Annotated in this window: 16 protein-coding genes and 1 tRNA gene; 1 reads left to right on the top strand and 16 read right to left on the bottom strand. The window is 30.3% G+C overall.

Going from position 1 to position 22,058, the window contains the following annotated elements; all coding sequences use genetic code 11:
- Nucleotides 1-71 precede the first annotated feature (71 nt).
- The 11 genes from prmA to gpr all read right to left on the bottom strand — a co-directional run bounded on the left by prmA (nucleotide 72) and on the right by gpr (nucleotide 13,978).
- On the bottom strand, nucleotides 72-1,007 hold the full coding sequence (prmA, locus tag RR409_RS03575; RefSeq protein WP_332556346.1) for a 50S ribosomal protein L11 methyltransferase: 936 nt from the start codon (nucleotides 1,005-1,007) through the stop codon (nucleotides 72-74).
- Nucleotides 1,008-1,500: 493 nt separating this feature from the next.
- Nucleotides 1,501-2,292 (bottom strand): CAP domain-containing protein, encoded by a 792-nt coding sequence (locus RR409_RS03570; RefSeq protein WP_332556345.1) that lies wholly within the window; start codon nucleotides 2,290-2,292, stop codon nucleotides 1,501-1,503.
- Nucleotides 2,293-2,957: 665 nt separating this feature from the next.
- On the bottom strand, nucleotides 2,958-4,082 hold the full coding sequence (gene dnaJ / locus RR409_RS03565; RefSeq protein ID WP_332556344.1) for a molecular chaperone DnaJ: 1,125 nt from the start codon (nucleotides 4,080-4,082) through the stop codon (nucleotides 2,958-2,960).
- A 340-nt stretch (nucleotides 4,083-4,422) separates the two neighbouring features.
- Nucleotides 4,423-6,279: a molecular chaperone DnaK gene (dnaK, locus tag RR409_RS03560; RefSeq protein ID WP_332556343.1), complete on the bottom strand. Its 1,857-nt coding sequence runs from the start codon at nucleotides 6,277-6,279 to the stop codon at nucleotides 4,423-4,425.
- Between the two features lie 19 nt (nucleotides 6,280-6,298).
- Complete coding sequence (gene grpE / locus RR409_RS03555) at nucleotides 6,299-6,934, bottom strand: nucleotide exchange factor GrpE (RefSeq protein ID WP_332556342.1); 636 nt, start codon at nucleotides 6,932-6,934, stop codon at nucleotides 6,299-6,301.
- A gap of 95 nt (nucleotides 6,935-7,029) precedes the next feature.
- A complete protein-coding gene (gene hrcA / locus RR409_RS03550) occupies nucleotides 7,030-8,070 on the bottom strand; it encodes a heat-inducible transcriptional repressor HrcA (RefSeq protein ID WP_332556369.1) in 1,041 nt (346 codons plus the stop codon).
- A gap of 107 nt (nucleotides 8,071-8,177) precedes the next feature.
- Entirely contained in the window at nucleotides 8,178-9,299 is a 1,122-nt protein-coding gene (hemW, locus tag RR409_RS03545) for a radical SAM family heme chaperone HemW (RefSeq protein ID WP_332556341.1), read from the bottom strand.
- A gap of 61 nt (nucleotides 9,300-9,360) precedes the next feature.
- Nucleotides 9,361-11,166 (bottom strand): translation elongation factor 4, encoded by a 1,806-nt coding sequence (lepA, locus tag RR409_RS03540; protein WP_332556340.1) that lies wholly within the window; start codon nucleotides 11,164-11,166, stop codon nucleotides 9,361-9,363.
- Between the two features lie 146 nt (nucleotides 11,167-11,312).
- Nucleotides 11,313-11,609 (bottom strand): hypothetical protein, encoded by a 297-nt coding sequence (locus RR409_RS03535; RefSeq protein ID WP_332556339.1) that lies wholly within the window; start codon nucleotides 11,607-11,609, stop codon nucleotides 11,313-11,315.
- Nucleotides 11,610-11,756: 147 nt separating this feature from the next.
- The gene (locus RR409_RS03530) at nucleotides 11,757-12,806 is read right to left on the bottom strand and encodes a stage II sporulation protein P (protein ID WP_332556338.1); all 1,050 of its coding nucleotides are present in this window, start codon (nucleotides 12,804-12,806) and stop codon (nucleotides 11,757-11,759) included.
- A 185-nt stretch (nucleotides 12,807-12,991) separates the two neighbouring features.
- Nucleotides 12,992-13,978: a GPR endopeptidase gene (gpr, locus tag RR409_RS03525; protein WP_332556337.1), complete on the bottom strand. Its 987-nt coding sequence runs from the start codon at nucleotides 13,976-13,978 to the stop codon at nucleotides 12,992-12,994.
- A gap of 278 nt (nucleotides 13,979-14,256) precedes the next feature.
- Here gpr and rpsT point away from each other — a divergent pair, with 278 nt between their 5' ends.
- Nucleotides 14,257-14,523 (top strand): 30S ribosomal protein S20, encoded by a 267-nt coding sequence (gene rpsT / locus RR409_RS03520; RefSeq protein ID WP_332556336.1) that lies wholly within the window; start codon nucleotides 14,257-14,259, stop codon nucleotides 14,521-14,523.
- A gap of 209 nt (nucleotides 14,524-14,732) precedes the next feature.
- On the opposite strand, the gene holA is transcribed toward rpsT, so the two are convergent.
- The 5 genes from holA to selB all read right to left on the bottom strand — a co-directional run bounded on the left by holA (nucleotide 14,733) and on the right by selB (nucleotide 21,928).
- On the bottom strand, nucleotides 14,733-15,770 hold the full coding sequence (gene holA, locus RR409_RS03515; protein ID WP_332556335.1) for a DNA polymerase III subunit delta: 1,038 nt from the start codon (nucleotides 15,768-15,770) through the stop codon (nucleotides 14,733-14,735).
- 28 nt (nucleotides 15,771-15,798) lie between these two features.
- Entirely contained in the window at nucleotides 15,799-17,658 is a 1,860-nt protein-coding gene (locus tag RR409_RS03510) for a ComEC/Rec2 family competence protein (protein ID WP_332556334.1), read from the bottom strand.
- A gap of 200 nt (nucleotides 17,659-17,858) precedes the next feature.
- Entirely contained in the window at nucleotides 17,859-18,881 is a 1,023-nt protein-coding gene (locus RR409_RS03505; protein WP_332556333.1) for an O-antigen ligase family protein, read from the bottom strand.
- 589 nt (nucleotides 18,882-19,470) lie between these two features.
- Nucleotides 19,471-19,567 (bottom strand) — tRNA-Sec (locus tag RR409_RS03500).
- A gap of 453 nt (nucleotides 19,568-20,020) precedes the next feature.
- On the bottom strand, nucleotides 20,021-21,928 hold the full coding sequence (selB, locus tag RR409_RS03495; protein ID WP_332556332.1) for a selenocysteine-specific translation elongation factor: 1,908 nt from the start codon (nucleotides 21,926-21,928) through the stop codon (nucleotides 20,021-20,023).
- Nucleotides 21,929-22,058 lie beyond the last annotated feature (130 nt).

The following is a 22,058-nucleotide window of genomic DNA, read 5'->3' as shown; positions in this document are numbered from 1 at the left end:
GCAATAAACCAACTAGCCTATTATTTAAAACTTAATATTACTATTGATTATTATATAGTAACAACTAACAATTAAAGCCTAGAAGTTATGCAAACCCATTCTCCTTCTTCCATTACCTCTACAATGGTAAACCCACACTCCATTAACTTATTAATTACTGATTCTTTTCTAGATAATATAATGCCAGAAGAAATAAAAATTCCTTCTTCCTTTATAAAGTCTCTAACACCTTCTGTCAAAAAGATAATTACATCAGCAATAATATTAGCTACAACAATATCTGCTTTACCTTCAACCACTTCCATTAAGTCCCCGTATAGAATTTCAATATTATTTAAATTATTAAAGGATATGTTATTTCTAGCAGAGTCTACTGCTACAGGATCTAAATCTACGCCAACTACTTTTTCTGCACCTAATTTAGCTGCAGAAATAGCTAGAATTCCTGAGCCAGTTCCTATGTCAAATACTGTAGAATTTGGTTTAACATGTTTTTCTAAAGACTTTATACACATTCTTGTAGTTTCATGAGTGCCTGTTCCAAAAGCCATTCCCGGATCAAGCTCTACTATTAATTCATCATTCTTTTTCTGATAGTCTTCCCATATAGGCTTAATAACTATTTTTTGTCCAACCTTCGTAGGTTTATAATACTTCTTCCAATTATTTTCCCACTGTTCTTCATTGACCTTAACTGCCGTAACAATTCCCTCACCTTTACTAAATCCAAACTCTGGCAACTTATCAACGCTTTCCTTTATGTAATCAAATGATTTTTCAAAGTTTTCATCTTCTTTAAAATACCCTTTAACAACAGCACCTTCTTTTATGTTAAGAATGGTTTCATCAAAATAATCCCAATCTCCAGGATGTTTCTTTTTAAATTCCACATCTTCAGAATCCTCTATAGAAACTCCCTTTACTCCTGAATTATAAAAAAATCCTGCTACAGCTTCTGTAGCCTCACTGCTTGTAATTACTGTTACCTCTATCCAATTTTTATCCATTATTTAGCCTCCATTTATATCATGATTTTATAAATTCTATAAAGTTTTATATTGTATAATTACTTTTTAAATCCACTTATGTGTCAATTTCTTATATTAGAATCCTATAACTATATTATAGACAAATAATAATGATTTCTAATATTTATAACACATTCCCTCTGTAAAAACAAATTTTTATTACACATATATTGCACTCTCAAAAATGCAGGAAAATAGTTGTTTATAATAACACAAAAATTTATAAAGTTTACTGTAGTTTAAAAAAACTTATATATTTTATATATTAGCACACTATTTTAATTGCAAATTAATTGATTGCAATATATTCAAGTTAATATTATAAGTTTAATTACTAATTAAATCAACCAATAAGGATATAATGATAGGAATTTAAACTTTAATTTTTATCATTAAAAAAAGATGTAGATATTTTACTTTATCTACATCTTTTATATTTTCTTTTAAATTGTTAACATATTAAATTTATTTATTATTTTGTTGAGAAATGTTGTGTAGCGTAAGCATAGTTACCTTGGCTACTAAACACTACCCCTGCAGACATTTTTGTCCAGTTGGCATTTAAGATATTTGCTCTATGGCCTGGTGAGTTCATCCATTGATCCACTAGGTACTTAGCTGTAGTTGTTGCCTCAGCATATCCCATACTATAGAATATATTTTCACCATAACCATTTGTATTATATTTAAAATATTTAGTTGCCAAGTCCATTGGACCTGCGTTATTTAGTGATGGTGTACTGTGATCAAAGTAGTTATATTGAAGCATGTTGTTTGATTTATATCTTGCGATAGGTCTCATGTTTTCTTCCCAAGTCAATGGTTTAAGTCCTTGCTGAGATCTCGCCTCATTAACATAAGTTAATATTTCCTTTTCTACTGCATCTAAATATTTAAAGCTCTTATTACTTGGATTTGCAGGTACTCCACTTGGTACTGCTGTACTAGGTTTTGTAGCTGGTTCTTCCACTTTTCGAGTTTCAGTTTTTGGTACTTCCTTCACTGGAACTTCAACCTTTGGTGCTTCTGTTTTTGGCGTTTCAGTTTTTGGAACCTCTGTTACTGACTCTTTTACATTTGCAGATTCGTCAGTTGGCAACTGAATAACTTGTCCATTATTTGGATTTGTAATTTTTAATTTTTGAATAATCGAATCAATTGGGAATCTTACTACTTGTCCATTATTATTAGTAACTGTGCCTGCAGCTACTCCTCCAACTGTAAATAAAGATAGGATTAATGCTAAAATTTTATTTGTTATCATATTATCAACAACTCCTTATTTTTTATTTTGCTTTCACTTCCTAGAGAGATAATTCAGCCCTCTTTGTGATTGGAAGCCTTTATTTCTTCAGTGCCTTGCTGATTGGTAATATGTTAACATCTTAACATGGTTAGCACAACCCCCTAGAAACAATTACCTAAATGAGGAAAAATAACCCTTGGAAATTAACTTTATGGTTAGACTTTCTTATTTCTTCTACAATTCAATAACCAGAATATTAAATTAATCTTCAATTTTTTATATGGTAGGAAAAACCCTATAGTATGTTTCTATATATAACCTAACACTTCATAATTTACTAATAACATTTTTTACATCCTACTCACTCAAACAAAAGATAAATCTTATCCATAGCTGAAATCATATTAAGGTCGCAACAAGCTACCTAAGTCTTAAGAATACAAGGGTCAAATTTAGACTGCCACCAAAGCAATATTCTTAAGCTGGACAACTGACACTTGTAGAAGCTTACAGGCTTGAAACTTCCAAAATATTTTCAAACTTTATTCTTGTATATTTATAAATGTACATTTTTCTTTATAAAAAAATAGTGGCCTAAGTTTTAGGACACTATTTAAAAAATAATCATTACTATATTATTTTGAAAAACTATTTATTATTTGAATTTGAAATAATGGATACTTTTATTTCTTAAAGAAGTCTTTAATAGATTTTTTATGTTCATCCACACCTTCAACACTTTCACCACTAGCTTCCATAAACATTTTCAAAGCCTCTTTTTGCTTATCATTTAATGTCTTAGGAACATCAACTATTACTTTAACATAATGGTCGCCTCTACCAGCAGAATTAACTCTTGGCACACCTTTACCTTTTAATCTGAACACAGTGCCTGGTTGTGTACCTGCAGGTACTTTATAAGTTACATCTCCATCTACTGTCGGAACCTTTATTTCTGTTCCAATGGTAGCTTTAGCAAAACTTACATGGGTTTCCATATGGATATCGAAACCTTGTCTTTTAAAAGTCTTATGAGGTGCAACCCTAATATTAATGTATAAATCTCCTGGAGGACCACCATTTTCACCAGCTTCTCCTTGACCTCTTAGTGGCATTACATTTCCTGTATCTACTCCTGCAGGAACATTTATGCTTACTTTTCTAGTTTTTCTTTCCTTACCTATTCCTCGACAAGTTGGACATGGTTCATCAATGGTTTTCCCTTTTCCACCACAAGCATCACAAGTTGCTTGTGTTGCTATAGTACCTAGTGGAGTACTTCTAGTAACTCTAATCTGTCCAGATCCACCACATTTTGAACATGTATTTGCTGAAGTTCCTGGTTTTGCCCCAGTTCCTGAACAAGTTTCACATCTTTCTCTTCTGGTTACTGAAATCTCTTTTTCACAACCAAACACACCTTCTTCAAAGGTCAGATTAAGATTATATTCTAAGTCGGCACCTTTTCTTGGTGCATTTTTGCTTCTAGATGAATGCCCTCCACCAAATATATCACTAAATATGTCACCAAACCCACCAAAGCCACCAAAATCAAAGCCATCAAAACCACCAAAACCTTGACCATTAAAATCTGCGGTTCCATACTGATCATATCTTTGCCTTTTCTCAGAATCTGATAAAACCTGGTATGCTTCATTAAGTTCCTTAAACTTTTCTTCTGCTTCTTTATTGTCTGGATTTCTATCTGGATGGTACTTTAGAGCTGCTTTTTTGAAGGCTCTTTTTATCTCTTCTTCATTTGCATTCTTATCTACTCCAAGTACTTCATAATAATCTTTATTAGCCATTTTGTCTTTCACCACCTATTTTTCTCTGTTTTATATGATAAAACATATTAGGTATAAATTCAACACTTTATAGGTTATGTTATATATTGGAAAATGTTCATCATTATTAAGACCTAATAAATATAATTGTATATTAGTTAAGTTTTACTTCATACCATATGTTAAAAACTTAGTAAATTTATTCATAGTTTTAAAATACTTTTTTATTTTTACGCTGAAATTAAACTAGTAAGGGTTTAATCCTACTAGTTTAATTTAATTAAGGGAAGGTTAGATCCTATCCCTTAATATTTGTATTTGAAATTGAAATCAGTAAAAGTATAATTTACTTTAACTTAAATTAATCTACTTTGAAGTCAGCATCTACTACGTTGTCACCTTGTGGGCCTTCATTAGCTCCACCTTGTGTTCCTGCTCCACCCATGTTGTTTGGGTCAAAGCCTTGTTCTCCGCCTTGTGCACCTTCAGCTTGATATATCTTACCGAATATAGCATAAGATTCTTGAGTTAACTCTTCAGTAGCTTTTTTGATTCCTTCTATATCTTCACTATCTTTTATTTTCTTTAAAGCTTCTACTTTTTCATTGATTTTAGCTTTATCTTCAGCAGAAACTTTTTCACCAAGTTCAGTTACTGTTTTTTCTGTTTGGTACACAAGCTGATCTGCATTGTTTTTAGTTTCTATTGATTCTTTTCTCTTCTTATCTTCTTCCGCAAATCTTTCAGCTTCATTAACGGCCTTTTGAATTTCATCTTCGCTTAGGTTAGTTGAAGCTGTAATAGTAATATTAGCTTCTTTTCCAGTTCCTTTATCTTTTGCAGATACTTTAACTATACCATTAGCATCTATATCAAAAGTAACCTCTATTTGTGGAATTCCTCTTGGAGCTGGTGCTATACCTGAAAGAGTGAATCTTCCAAGGGTTTTGTTATCAGCTGCCATTTGTCTTTCCCCTTGAACAACATTTATCTCAACAGAAGTTTGACCATCTGCTGCAGTTGAGAAGATTTGACTCTTTTTAGTTGGAATAGTTGTATTTCTTTCTATTAACGGAGTAGCTATTCCTCCCATAGTTTCAATACCAAGAGTTAATGGAGTAACGTCTAGTAATAGTACGTCTTTAACCTCTCCTGTTAGTACACCTGCTTGAATAGCTGCACCTGCTGCAACACACTCATCTGGGTTAACTCCTTTTGATGGCTCTTTTCCAGTAAAGTTCTTAACTGCGTCTTGAACTGCTGGTATTCTTGTAGAACCTCCAACTAATACAACCTTATCGATTTCATTCATTGAGTATCCTGCATCTTGCAGAGCTTTTCTCATTGGCTCTATAGTTCTTTGTACTAAATCATGAGTTAATTCATTAAACTTAGCTCTAGTTAAGTTCATATCAATGTGTTTTGGACCAGTTGCATCAGCAGTGATGAATGGTAAGTTAATACTTGTTTGCATTGATGATGATAACTCAATTTTAGCTTTTTCAGCAGCTTCTTTTAATCTTTGAAGTGCCATTTTATCATTTCTTAAATCTATTCCACTTTCAGCTTTGAATGTGTTAGCTATATAGTCCATAACCTTTTGGTCAAAGTCATCTCCACCTAATTTAGTATCTCCATTGGTAGATTTAACTTCAAATACTCCATCACCAAGTTCTAGGATAGATACGTCAAAAGTACCACCACCTAAGTCATAAACAAATATTTTTTGATTTGTATCCATCTTATCAAGACCATAAGCTAGAGATGCTGCTGTTGGCTCATTGATGATTCTCTTAACTTCAAGACCAGCTATTCTTCCAGCATCCTTAGTTGCTTGTCTTTGGCTATCGTTAAAGTATGCTGGTACTGTAATAACAGCTTCTGTAACTGTTTCTCCAAGATATGCTTCTGCATCAGCCTTAATTTTTTGAAGTATCATTGCTGATATTTCTTGTGGTCCATATTCTTTTCCATCTATATTAACTTTGTGATTTGTTCCCATATGTCTTTTGATTGACATAATAGTTTTTTCTGGATTTGTAATTGCTTGTCTTTTTGCCACTTGGCCAACAAGTCTTTCTCCATTTGCAACAAAAGATACTACAGATGGTGTCGTTCTAGCGCCTTCAGCGTTAGGTATAATAACTACGTCTCCACCTTCCATTACAGCTACACAAGAGTTAGTTGTTCCTAAATCAATTCCTATTATTTTTCCCATATTAAATTACCTCCAAATTTTAATTTACAACTTTAACCATACTATATCTTAAAACTTTGTTTCCTTTTTTATATCCCTTTTGGAATACTTCAGCAATTTGATTTTTGCCAAAGTTTTCATCCTCAGCATGCATTACTGCATTATGAAAATTCGGGTCAAATTCTCCATCAGTAGAAACTTCTTCAATTCCTAACTTACTAAGCGCGGTGGTGAATTGTTTCACTGTCATGTCTATACCCTTTTTAAGATCTTCTGCACTACCATTAACTGATAATGCCCTCTCCATGTTGTCAATTACCGGAAACATTTCCTTTAACACATCTTCACAAGCATCAACGTATATATTTTCTTTTTCCTTAATGCTTCTTTTTCTGTAGTTATCATATTCAGCCACAGTTCTAAGTAATCTATCCTTTAAGGAATCTAATTCCTCTTGAAGCTTTTTATTTTCTTCTTTTAACGATCTAACTTTCAACAATTCATTGTCCTCCTGGGATAGATTTTCAAACTCCATATCCTCATTGATTTCAGACTCTTCTAGAGTTTCTTCACTATCTTCTTCAAGAATTTTGTTTTCCTCTAGAATTTCCTCATTAACTTTTTCCATGTTTACTTCTGCATCATTTTCATTTTTTTCATCAAAATTATTATGCAAATGTGATTCCTCCAATCCTATCTTAAGCATCTGAAACAAAATAACAAGTCAAAATGCGACGGATATTTTTGAGATGCTTTAATATAATAAACCTTTTATTTTGAGTTATCATATATTTTGGATATATTATTATTTATCTCAGTTACTATACTATCAAGAACGGATATTACTTTAGCATAGGGGATTCTAGTAGGTCCAATAACCCCTATAGTTCCTAATGTGTTTCCATTGTAGCTATAGGTAGCTGTTATGATACTACACTCTTTAGCACACTCAACAAAATTTTCCTGGCCAATTTTCACAGATAAGCTTCCATGAACATTACTTTGTTCTAATATATTTTTAAGGCTTTCTTCATTATTAACTAAACCTAAAAACTCTTTAGCTTTATCAATATTGTTATATTCAGCATAGTTAAATATATTTGTGGTTCCTTGTGTATACACCTCACCATACTCGTTATCCACGAGACTTTCATAGAGTACAGGAATCATTGCATCAAAAATCTCTTCAAATCCCATAAGCTCTTGCTTCAAATTCAAAAGAAAATCTAAAGATATATGCTGAATAGTAATCCCAGACAGTGCTTTATTTAAAATATTATTAACTTTTAAAATCTTATTAAGGTCAATGGGATTGCTAATTTTAATTAAGTTATGTTTTATAATACCGCTATCTGTAATAATTGTGGATAAAATACTTCCTCTATCTAAACTTATAAGCTGAATAATCTTAATAGAACTTTTCTTAACAGAAGGAGCTTTCACTATTGAAGTTAATTTTGTTAGATCAGAAAGAATATTTGTTGCTGCTCTAATAATTTTGTCAACTTCGTAAAATGCAATATCTATTAAGTAGTTTTTAATAGCCTCTTGTTCCTCTGGTAAAAGAATGGAAGTTCCCATTAATTTATCTACATAAAGTCTATACCCCTTATCTGAAGGTTTTCTTCCTGAAGAAGTGTGAAGCTGCTCAAGGAATCCCATTTCTTCAAGGTCAGCCATTTCGTTTCTGATAGTAGCTGAGCTAATGCCCAAGTCGTATTTTTTAGCAATGGTTCTGGATCCCACAGGTTCTCCATAATTGATGTAATCATTAATTATGGCCTGAAGTATCTTGATTTTTCTTCCATCCATCTCCATCCTATCACCTCTTTATTAGCACTCACTGTCATTGAGTGCTAATTACTATATTTTTAATATATTACTTAAGAAAATAATTGTCAATAGTTTTTAAAATTATTTTACAATAAAAATTCAGCCATTATAGTGTTAGATATTTCTATACCTTTTGAAGTAAGGAACATCCTCCCATTGCGAATATTTAATAACTGCAAACTTTTATATTTACTAATAATATCTCCATAAATAGTGTAGATATCTTCCTTAAATCTTTCTTCAAACTCAGAAATACTAACTCCATTAGTTTTTCGTAATCCTAAAAACATGAATTCTTCAATATTCTCTTCTCTATTGTTTTTATGTTTTTCAACTATGACATTATTCTCATTATTCATTCTCAAAATATATTTTTCTATATTTTCCTCATTTCTATACCTAATATCCTCTGAATATGAGTGAGAAGAACTACCACACCCAATGTATGGCTCCAGATTCCAGTAAATTAAATTATGAATACATTCTTTATTTTTTTTGCTAAAATTTGAAATTTCATATTGAATGTATCCATTTTGATTTAATATTCCGATTGCTTCTTCATACATTTGCCTCTCTAAATCCTCTTCTGGAAGTGTTAGTAGATTTTTTTCGTGAAGAGCATAAAAATGTGTACCTTCTTCTATTATTAATCCATAAGCAGATATATGCTCTGGATCTAATTTTATTACTTGTTCTAAAGTTTCCCTCCATTGTGCAATTGTTTGATTTGGTAACCCAAACATTAAATCAACATTTATATTTTCAAACCCATAGCTTCTTAATAAATTAAAGGTTTTTTTAAAATCCTCTAAAGTATGAATTCTTCCTAGTGAAGATAAATGTTCTTGTTGCCAAGCTTGAAGTCCAAGTGATATTCTATTGACTCCCATATTCTTAAATAGCTCCAATTTATCTTCTGAAAAAGTTTTTGGATTTCCCTCAATAGTAAATTCTAAATTTACATTTTCTAATTTATCTATAGATTTTTTTATGATTTTCCACCCATCTAAAGATAAATAGGTGGGAGTTCCCCCACCTATAAATATTGTTCTTATCTTTTTATCTTTACACATTATATCTATTTCTTTAGAAAGGGCTTTAGCGTAATCTATCATACTAGATTCTTTTCCACTAAAGGAAGGAAAATCACAGTAGTAGCATTTCATTTTACAAAATGGTACATGGATATATAATCCTACACTGTCCATAAATTTCCTCTTTTCCATATATAACATCGACTTCATTAATTATGCAAATATCTAAAATCTTTTAGTCTACTTTAAGCACTGCCATAAACGCTTCTTGTGGAACTTCAACACTACCTACCTGTCTCATTCTCTTTTTACCTTCTTTTTGTTTCTCAAGAAGTTTCTTCTTTCTGGTGATATCTCCACCATAGCACTTTGCAAGTACGTCTTTTCTCATTGCTTTAACAGTTTCTCTTGCAATTATTTTTGAACCAACTGCTGCTTGAATTGGAATTTCAAACATTTGTCTTGGAATTATCTCCTTAAGTTTTTCAACCATGACTCTTCCTCTATGATATGCTCTCTCCGATGGAACTATCATTGATAATGCGTCAACTACATCCCCATTTAATAAAATATCAAGTTTAACAAGTTTTGTTTCTTTATATCCTTTTAGATCATAATCAAAGGATGCATATCCACGAGTTCTTGATTTTAACGCATCAAAGAAGTCATACACTATTTCATTTAGAGGCATATCATAATTTATAACAACTCTTGTTTCTTCAAGATATTGCATATCTATGAATATTCCCCTCTTTTCCTGACAAAGTTCCATAACTGCTCCCACATACTCAGAAGGAGTAATGATTGCTGCTTTTACCAAAGGCTCTTCCATATGTGAAATTTCTGTTGGTTCAGGAAGGTTCGTTGGATTTGTTATTTCTAACAATTCACCATCAGTCTTCATAACTTTATAAATAACAGAAGGTGCTGTAGTTATAATATCTAAATTAAATTCTCTTTCAATTCTCTCTTGAATAATTTCCATATGAAGTAATCCTAAAAATCCACATCTGAAACCAAATCCAAGAGCTATTGATGTTTCAGGTTCAAAGGAAAGAGCTGCATCATTTAATTGAAGTTTTTCTAATGCTTCCTTTAAGGCTTCATACTTTGCTCCATCTACAGGATAAATTCCACTAAATACCATTGGTATTGCAGGTCTGTAACCCTCCAATGCTTGCTGAGCCGGTCTATTTGCTTCAGTGATGGTATCTCCTGCTCTTGCATCTTTTACATTTTTAATTGATGCACTTAAATATCCAACATCTCCTGCTCTAAGTTCTCCGATTGGAAGTGGTGCAGGTGTAAATACCCCTACTTCTGTTACATCGTATATCTTATTTGAAGCCATAAGCTTTATTTTCGTTCCTGGTCTAACAACTCCATCGAAAACTCTTATATACGTCACAACACCTTTATAACTATCATAGTAAGAGTCAAATATTAAAGCCTTAAGTGGAGCTTCTTCATCTCCTGTAGGCGCTGGAACTTTCTTAACAACAGATTCAAGTACATCCTCTATATTTAATCCTGTTTTTGCAGATATAAGAGGTGCATCTGAAGCATCAATTCCTATTACATCTTCTATTTCCTTTTTTACTTCCTCTGGTCTTGCACTTGGTAAGTCGATTTTATTTATTACCGGTGCTATTTCCAGATCATGGTCAAGAGCTAAATAACAATTCGCTAAGGTTTGTGCTTGTATTCCCTGAGTTGCATCTACTACAAGAATTGCTCCTTCACAAGCTGCCAAGCTTCTTGAAACCTCATAATTAAAGTCTACATGTCCAGGAGTATCAATTAAGTTTAAGATATATTCCTCGCCATTTTCTTTCTTATATACAAGTCTAGCCGCTTGAGCTTTTATTGTAATTCCTCTTTCTCTTTCGAGATCCATATTATCTAATACTTGCGCTTCCATTTCTCTTTCTGTCAGTGTACCTGTTTTTTCAAGAAGTCTATCTGCTAGAGTGGACTTACCATGATCTATATGTGCAACAATAGAGAAATTTCTTATGTATTTTTGTCTATCACTTTGCATGAAAATTACCCCCGTAAATTTATTATCTATTTCAGTTAATTAATTTGCTCAAATAATCTTTGCTTATTCTTCGATAAACTTTACTTTATTTGCTCATAATAAACCACTGTAAATTATACCACAATAGAAAGGATTTTTGTCAATATTTAATTCATTAAAGATATTACCTGATCTTTCACAGCTTTATAGATTACTGTAGTCCCATCCATAAAATTTTCAAATAACCTTGTACTAAATATTATTTGCCTTTCACCCACATCAAATACCAATTCTATTGGATCATTTTTTATTTCTATTGCAAATGCTGATTTCGCCTTGGCTACATCAGCCAAATTAATATTAATAGTGATGACTCCATATATAATAAAAGCTAACAATAAGGTAATAAATAGCTTGTATTTTAAATTTTTTCTACGCTCACTTGATTTAAACTCTATACTCATACAAAAAGAGCACCTCCTTTTAAAAGGATGTACTCTTTTTCTTAAATTTATACCATTTCACTTTTCTCCACTTTAATAATTAATTTTTCTTTATTTTACATAAGAAATTCTCAATGCTTACATCATGGATTTTTCAAATTGCAATATTTAATTACTTTTTCCTCTGTTATTTATATGTTCTGATAAAACACGAGCAAAATATTTCATACTATTTACTGCTTCTTGAAGAGTATTAGTAGTAGCACCTACTTCAATTAATACTGCATTGTCACTTAAGTCCTGATTGTAATATTTTATTCCACTGGGATTTTCATGTAGATTTCTCGCTCTAAAAAGTTCTGGATATAGTTTTCCAGCTATAGCAAATATATCATTAATATTGGTCATATGAGATTTATATCTTGGATTTTTCGTAGTTGTTACAAACATTAGCCTTGCAATATTTTCTCCACCAATATTCGCAACTACATGTTTTTTTTCTGGTCCTGCATCTCTATGCATATCTATTACAAAGTCAAAATCACCATACTTATTATAATACTTACTTATTGTCTCTCTTGATTTATAATAGGACTTGTTATAGTCCATATCATGGATAGTTTTATCATGAATTACTGTAAATCCTTGTTTCTGTAGTTCCTTAGTGAGAGCATCACCCACAGCAACAATATTTTGATTAGGATCAAGTTTTCTTGTTTCCGCTGTGGAGTAGGCTTCAGATGTATGTGAGTGATATACCAATACTTTTTTCTTGGAATTATCTTCTGGATTTCCTACAGTTTCCACCACTGGCTCTTGTTTACTTATATCACTTTCATTTAAATTAAAGGGATTTATTACAATTTGTTCTACAACCTTTGATTGCTCTACAATTTCTTCCTTAACAAATTCTTCTCTAAAATTTTTATTATCTAGAAAACTCACTTCATTTTTTACAATGCTTAACGGATTTAAACTAAATAATCCTGAAATACTTGTATCATCATTTCTTCCTGCAAACTTAAAAGTTGAAATCACATTATCTACTACTTCAACAAATAATGTACTATTATTTGCTTCCGACTCCTCAGAATAAGCCATTGTTTTTTTAGGAATCAACATTGATAGAAAAAATATTATTATTAGTGAGATTAGTACTATTTTTTTTCCCGAAGTAAAATCAAGTGAATTTTTATGCTTTTTCCTTTTGTGCTTCATTTTACACCTCCTGTTATAAATGGATACAGATTTTCATGTATAAATCTAATCCAAATATATGAGGTGAATTTAAAATTTATTACAATAAAAACAATGAATACAATCGCTGCAATAGATGTTGGATTTATCTTTTAAGATTTAGTTTGATATTTGTTTTCAATAAAAATTAACAATAGTTAATTTTTTTAATTTAAATACTTATTGATATCATCCAGTGTCAGCGCTGGTTGAAGCGCTATATTTATACCATTTGCAATAATTCTAGATACAGACTCTATGACTTTGTCGATATCTTTAGGTGTCACAACTAAGCTTCCAAGAGTTGGATCAAGAACTTCTTGTATTAAGTTTTGCTTTTCATTTCTATCAAGATCTTGAAGCATTTTATAAAATGGTCCTCCAGTAGTAGCTTGCTCAGAAAGTTGATCTATAACTAAATCTATAGTATCACTAGCTAGTGTCCCCGCATCAACAACAGTTGGAACACCTATGGCAAGCACTGGAATTCCTAATGTTTTCTCACTAAGCTCCATTCTTTTATTTCCTATTCCTGCGCCAGGAGAAATTCCTGTATTTCCAATTTGTATGGTTCTGTTTACTCTTTGAGTCTTTCTTGATGCAAGAGCATCTATACAAATAACTAGGTTAGGTTTAATTTTTTCAACTACCCCTCTAATAATTTCTCCTGTCTCCATTCCTGTAATCCCAAGAACTCCAGGGGCTATGGCACATACTGGTCTTACTCCTTCATCTATGCTATCAGGTACATACTCCTTTAAATGTCTTGTAACCATTATTTTAGATGTGACCTTAGGACCTAATGCATCAGGAGTAATATTCCAGTTACCTAGACCAACGACTAGTGCTGTCATACTATTCTCAAGCTTTACTAAGGGTGATAATTCCTTTGCAAGAACTTTGCTAACCTCATCTATACTTTCTCCATCATAATGAACAAATTCCGGAAATTCTAACGTTATATAAAAACCTTTTGGCTTTCCAATCAGTCTTTCTCCTTCATCATTTACTACTTGTACTCTTGATACTTTTACACTACCATCCTCATATTCATTTACCTTAATTCCTGGTACATCACTCTTATTTTTTTCTGTATAATATTCTCTAGCTTCTAATGCTAAATCTGTTCTTACACTAACAAATTTATTACTCATTATACCTTCACCCCGTTTAAAAATATGTGATTTTGTATTTATCTTTACCATTTTATTTATTACTATACTTTTATGATATATTTTAGAAAACTGGCAACAATATATTAAGACAAACTTCAATAGGTTATTTCAAATATTATCTAATTTTAATTACAAGACAAAATCTACTTGAAGTAGTTGAAAATTAGTGTTATAATAGCTTTTGTTATGTAAGACTCATACGCAGACTTCCCCAAAGCTGCTGAGACGTGATAAAAATACAAGGGGGTGAATTAATAATGGCAAACATTAAATCAGCTAAAAAAAGAATTAAAGTTACTCAAGCTAAAACTATGAGAAATACTATGATAAAATCTGCTTTAAAAACAAAAATAAAGAAGTTTGAAGCTGCAATAGCAAGCAAAGAACTTGAACTTGCTAAAGAAAACTTAAAAGTTGTAGTTAAAGCTTTAGATATGGCTGCATCAAAAGGAATTCTACATAAAAACAAAGCAGCTAGGAAAAAATCTAGACTTTCAACAAAATTAAATAACTTATCTGCTTAATAAAAAATAGCAAGAAATTATATTTCTTGCTAATTTTTATTTTATTAGTAATTTTTACTATTCTTTTATCTAATGCAAATGTTTTAACTAATATAAACATGACATAGAACCTAAGTTTATTTGGGTAGATATTTAATATTACTGAATAGGTAATTTATTTAAATCAATTTATCACTTTTTATATTTAAATAAATTCATATTTTTACTAGCTATTTATTTATTACACTATTAATTATAAGCATTTCTAAAATAGTTTTATCATCAGCGCTAGTTGACTTCATCATTTTCTCTACATCTATGCATAGTTTTAAATTCTTTCTTAAGGCATTTATACTAAACTTTTTACTTTGTTTTAACATCTTTTCTGCGATGTAGGGGTTAAGTTTAAATTCTCTAGCAAGCATATCATGAGATTTCCCTACTTCATTACCTACACTTAAAGCAAGCAACAGTTTAAATTGTCTTTCTATCATATACAGAATCTTTGGTGGCTTTTCACCTTTATAAACCAATTCATTTAATATGTCTATTGATTTTTTCACATTTTTTTGTGATAAATAATCTACTAAGTTAAAAATATCATTTTCACTTTTTGGAGGCATTAACGCAATAATATCCTCCCGTTTTATTTCTCGTCCATCTGTATAACTAATAAGTTTATCTATTTCATTATTTATAATGTTCATATTATTATCTATAATGCTGCAAAAAAAACTAATTTCACTTTTTTCAATACTTTTTCCCTTGTTTTGAAATATATCCTTTACTTTACTTTGAAGGGTTTGCCCTTTAAGCTTGTCGATTTTTACCACAGTAGCTTTTCCATCTAACTTTTTAACTTTGCTACTTATCTTATCTCTATCATTATCGAAAATATAATACATAATCAAAATAGTATACTCTGGCATGTTATTGATGTATTTAAAAAGCTCATTAAAATCTACTTTTTTTCCATTATTGCTTCCTACTCCATTGGCATCTTCTAAAAATGTCGATCTGTATATCTCTACTATTTTTTTTGAAGACATAAATGGAAGTGTTTCACAAGAATTTAAAATTGTATCATTATCAACCTTTTCTCCATCATATCTTGTATAATTAAAATCCTTAAAAGATGGTTCAATTATTTTTTTTATAATAGCTTCTATTGATGTTTTAATAAGATTTTCATCTGTTCCACAAAAAATGTAGCAATTATCAATTTTATTTTTCTTTAAGTTTCCTTCAAATTCTGTTAATCCAATCAAAAGTTATCTCCTCTTCTAAATAAAACCTCTAATGAATATAAGTTTCATAAGCAGCTCCATTAATAATATTAAAAGATTTTATATATTGACCCTTTTCATGTATATCCTTGTTTTTTATAACCTTTATTATATCATAAGGATAGTTATTACTTCTAGAGAAGATTTTTTCTTCCGTATCTCCTTTCCTTTGAGCTTTATTAAAAACTTCAGTATTATCTAGTGGATATTCCACGCTAACCCTTTGGCCTAAATTCTTTTCTTTAGTGTTGTCATAAAAAGTTTCTTGCAAAAAAACTATGTTATTATTTTCATTATGTAGAAATAGAACTAATTCCTTATTATCCACATAAACCTTGAAATAATATTTGTTATCAAGGTAAATCTTTTCTTCCTTATAAAATTCATCATAAATTTTATTTACATTTATATTTTCATAAATTCTATTCAATTTTACTTTTTGGGGAGATATTAAAAATGTGCTCCATTTATAATTAACAGAAATTATATTATATTCTCCTCCATTGATAAAACTTACTTGTGGAAAAATCTTATAATAATTGACTATTACGAAAAAACATAAGGCTATAGGCATATATATTAAAGACTTATATCCCCTTTTAATTAGCAAGTAAGTTGGATACAACAAAACTACCACCATACCTTCAATATAACTTAAGTTTAATGGTATTGGTAATAAATATAGTAAAAAATCCTGTGATCCTTTTATAATGGAAAAAATAGAAATAAGTATTGTACATAGAAAATTAAAAATTGGTTCCACTTTATACACAAACAAAGCTACATTTCCAACTACTACAACAAAAGTATAAAAAGGAATGATTATGAGATTAGATAATAAACTACCTATACTAAAGGTATTAAATATAAATATAATATACGGTATGGTAAAAACTGAAGCTGCAATAGTTAGACTTATCGAATTATTTAAAACTATTGGTAACTTATATAGTTTTCTTCTTAGCTTTTCATATAAAAGGTATATACCAAGCATCCCTAGAAAACTTAGCAAATATCCCGCATCCAGTATGTAATAAGGGCTAAATATTAAAAGTATAAAAGCAGCAAAAGAAAGAGCAGAAATATTATCATAGTTTTTCCAAGTTTTATTTGATAGTACTAACACTATAATCATAATAAAAGCACGGACTGTAGCTGCTTTAGCCCCTGTAAATATTACATATATAAATAATAAAAATAAAGATAGTTGATATCCTAAAATACCGCTTATTGCACTATATATTAAAGATGTATGTAATCCAGATACACTTATTACATGTGAAATACCTAAGGTATTAAAAGCTTCTTTATCTTCATAAGATATGTAGCTACTATCTCCATAGCATACCCCCATCAATATGGAAGCATTGTAGTCTCCTAATTTTTCATTAAATTTTTCATAAAGTTCCTTCTTGATCTCATATGTGATTCCGATAATATCATTATTTAACTTGGTTAATTCTTTAACGGTAAAATTTCCTATTATACCTTTTTGATAAAGAGGTACCTTTTTAAAATCACCTTTAACTATATAATTTTTTCCTATCTCATATTCCTTATTAATATTTATAAGCTTCAACTTTCTCCCATTATACTTTGCAATAACATAGTAGCCTTTGTCTTCAGTTAATCTAACCTTCATAAGCCTGTCAGGCGTATCACCATTAAAGTATAAGTTAAAAGATACAATGCCAAGGACAAAATAGCACATAATAATATAAACAACCTTATAATTTGTAGTTTTATAAATTACTATTATGTATAAAAAAGTAATAATTAAAGAGCTTAATAAATTAAAATACACGAATACTGCACAAGATGTTATACCTAAAAACATCCCACTGAACAAATAAACTAAAGGTCTATCCACTAACTTCTCACCTCAGCTATGATAATATCCAATAATATACAATTCAATCAGTTTAACTTTAAGTTTCACATTGAAGTTCATGGTATGGTTGGAATGTTTATTCATTAATTATAATTCTATATTTTAAGTATAATTGCATGCAAAAACGAGGAGATAACTTTGAATAAGATATCTCCTCGTTTATATACTTATCTTTTTAATTAACTCCATTTAGACAGAGATTTATACTTGCTAACACTTAAAGTTTGTTTAACGCTCAAACTACTTTGTTGTCTTACCAAAGAAGTTATCATTGCTGAACATCCTATAAACAGTATTCCTGTTTGAGGTGCTATTATTGTAAAATCTACAAGCCCGTGACCTATTATCAATGCTTGTATAGCAGCTAGCATAGGCACAACACGATAATTCCTTCTATAAAGAATTTCAAGGTTCTTAAACAAATTAAACTTCATGTATAGATAAATACAGAGCCCTACTCCACCTAAGGTAGTTGTAAATGTAATCCAGATGTTATGTGCATGGAATAATGTTTTATAATAGTATTCACCCAAATATTTAGAATGAGGCTCTAAAAATGCCATAATCCCCCATCCTGTAATCGGTTTGTCCTCTATCATTTTTAAACTTCCACTCCATATACCTACACGACTATTAACCGACTCACCCACATCATGAGTTTCAGCACCTTCTTCAATTTTATCAGTTATAGTGTTTCCGTTAGTTTCACTACTCTTATTAAATTGAAAATCAAAGAGATTAGCTGGTATAACAGTAAGAGCTGCCATAAATATAAAAATCAATGTAAATAACATTACATCTTTTTTGTTCTTTTTAAGTAACCAATATATAGCAAGTCCAAATAATACCCCTATATATGCACCACGAGATCCTGTTAAAAACAATGTAAGTACAAATAGAATTGTGGTACCTTGATAAAATAACCTATTCTTCTTATCAGCTATATCTCTAAAATAAAGAGATAGAATAATCATTATTGCAAACCAATTTCCTGCTATATTAGGATTTCCAAAGGTACTATAAATTCTATTTTCAAATATAGGTTGAGCAGTCGCTTCAAGCAACCATCTCCAAAGACTCATATCCCAAATAAGAAAAAGAATTTTTTCGATAATTCCTATTATTGCTGAAAAAATTGAAGCATATAATAGGTATCTATATAACTCCTCAACTTTATTTTCATTAACACAATAATTTTGCAAAAACACACTAAGGCAAAAATATATTAAAAATACAAATGATGTAATAAAAGATATAGAACTATGATTTAATATTCCTACTATCATTGACCATATGAACAGTGAGAAAAGTCCTACATTCCATGAATTTTTATATACATTTGCTTTTTTAAACATTACCATGTATGTTGTGTAAATCAATGGCAAAATTGTCGTATAAGGGGACATAACTACTAGTAATATAAGAGCGATGATAATAACCCCCTCCTTATGCAGTATTCATATCTCTAATAGTAAATAAGTATTAATAAAGCTTCAATGAAAACTTTTTAGTATTAATACTTTATTAACAAAATTTCAAACTTAAAATATATATGACTTCAGTAGAAGCATAATTAACTATAATAATTATATCAAATAACCTGAATTTATTTTACACATCAAGTCTCAACTTAATCATTCATAGTGTAGTAGAATAAACTTGTACTGAAGTTTATTCTCAAAAATGGTGTTGTTTCATATCAAGTGTTTTAAAATATTTTTGTTCTTTAAAATAAAATGGGCTTGACTGCATTTACCGTAAGCATAGTCAAACCCATTATGTGTGCATGTTTGGCGGGAATATGTGAGAATCGAACTCACCCGTCGTGGTCTTAGCACGGCAACACAGTTTTGAAGACTGGCAGGCACACCAGCACCTATCTACTCCCATATGTCTTAAGCACAATTTGTATTATATTATGTTATAAATGAAAAATCAAGCATTATTTTTTATAATACTGTAAATTTACATTTAAAAATTATTATCGCATACAAATCAACAACTATAGAATTTATGTATTATGCCTAAAACAGTTTAAAATTTTAGTTTGCTTTGCTTCACAATTGTAAAAAGCCACTGAAAAAAGTACAGATAAACCGTAATTAACATCTACCTATAAAACTTATTATGGACAAATTTTAATAAATTATTTATTATCACTATTACACAAAAATAATTTTTTACACCTCTTCTATATTTCATAAATCTTAATAGAGAGCTCTTTAGTAAATTAAAACTAAAAAAAGTTTACTTGCATAAGAGCCCTATATTAATAGCATGCTAATCTTTTAACTTTCAACGCATATATCTTTTATATATGCTGCAATAAGTCTTTTATAATTTAAAAAAGAATCCTATCATTTTCCACACGCTTTGTGAACTTAATGCTATCTAAATATTCAAGTATTGCAACGGCATATTTTCTATTTGTATCTAGCACTTCTCTCGCAGAACCAGCAGCAATACTACCATTTTTCTCAATATACTCTTTGATTAAGAATTTTGCTTTATCATAGTGTTCTTTTAGTAATGTACAATCTTCATTAAGCTTAAAGAGAATACTTTGATCTAATAGCGCTTCGTATACCATTTTAAAGGCACTTTTATCTTTTTCTTTTGTGGCCATATCCATAAATTTAGGAGGATTAAAAGCTGCATCTTTGAATTCTTTTATTATTATATCCTTCATTCTTTCTTGGTCCTTTGTGAATTTTATCTTAAACTCTATAAGTGAAATAAACTTCTCACTAACATTAATTTTTTTTCTTTCCACTAAAACTCCAAGAATTTCATCATATATTTTTTGTTTTATATTTTTCCCAAATATTTTTGTTTTAACTTCTTCTTTTGACATGCCGAACTTTAATGAGTTCTTTTTATGATATTCCATCAATAAAAGCTCTAATTCGGAAGTTTTTTCTTTCAAATAATTACTATGAATAAATATTGGACTTTCTAACGCTTTTAATTTTATAATCTTTCGTTCTTCCACTAGTTCTTCTAGCTTTTCCTCAATATTCTCCATATTTTTACCTAAGTTTTTAAGAATTACTTGTATATCTGGATAATTGGCACTTAAGTTTTTTATAGTATTTTCAAGTATATTTTCATTTTTTCCACTTTCTTTTATTTGAAGGTCTTTTAGATATTCATTATTAAATCTTTTTGCCTTACGTGCTACTGGTTCAATTATTGTTCCCCCTGCAATAGTAAACATAGGTGAGTAATTTCTTATTACATATCTATCATTTCTTTGCGCTGTTATTGGTTTTTCTAGCTTTAATTGTACATAAGAAGTTTGTCCTGGTTCAACTTCTTCTTTATCCAATAAAATTACTCTACATAGTATTTCTTCAGTACCGTGGTATAATCTTACTCTTTGTCTATTTAATAACGGCTTTTCTGCACTTTTTAAGTAATATAAACTACAATCTATACTGTAAGAAGCTTCCATTTTATCTTCTTTTGCGATTACATTGCCTCTTTCCACTTCAGAAACCTTTACGTTTGATAAGTTAATTGCACATCTTTGCCCTGCTTCTCCGAACTCACAAGGTACATCATGTATTCTTATGCCCCTTACCTTTGATATTGTCTTTGATGGATAAATTTGTACGGTATCTCCTACATTAACTCGTCCACTTATGATAGTTCCCGTAACAACTGTGCCAAATCCACTTATACTAAAAACCCTGTCTACAGGAAGTCTAAAATGGCCTTCTGTATCCTTTGGTTCTACTTCCTCTGTCATCTTATCTATATCTTTAATCAGCTTCTCAAAGCCTAATTTGTTTTTAGATGATACCGCATGAATAGGAGCCCCCTCAAGGAAAGTTCCTTTAAATTCTTCTTTAATCTCTTCCTTAACCATATCTACCCAATCATTGTCTACAAGATCTGCTTTAGTTAAAACCACTATTCCTCTTTTTACATTTAGTAGCTGTAATATTTCAAAATGCTCTTTGGTCTGAGGCATTATACCTTCATCTGCTGCTATTACAAGTAGAACCACATCTATACTACTTATACCTGCTAACATATTTTTTACAAACTTTTCATGACCTGGAACATCAATAATCCCTGCTCTTCTTCCTGATGGAAGGTCAAAATATGTAAAACCTAAGTTTATGGAAATTCCTCTATCCTGCTCTTCTTTTAAGGTATCCGTTTCTCTTCCAGTTAATGCTTTGATTAAAGTAGTCTTTCCATGATCAATATGACCTGCAGTTCCTATTATTATATGCTTCATATAGTGTTAAACATCCTTTCAATAATGGTTTAAAAACCATGGTAATGTCCGTGGTTATTTAACCACTCTTAGGAAATTAAATATTCTGCTTCATACATTAAGTATTAACCAAATATTAATTAAACCTTTG

This window comes from Clostridium sp. (genome assembly GCF_036642255.1).
Classification (GTDB): Bacteria; Bacillota; Clostridia; order Clostridiales; family Clostridiaceae; genus Clostridium_J.
Note: the sequence above shows the minus strand (reverse complement) of the source record. Positions and strands in the feature narration are given on the sequence as shown.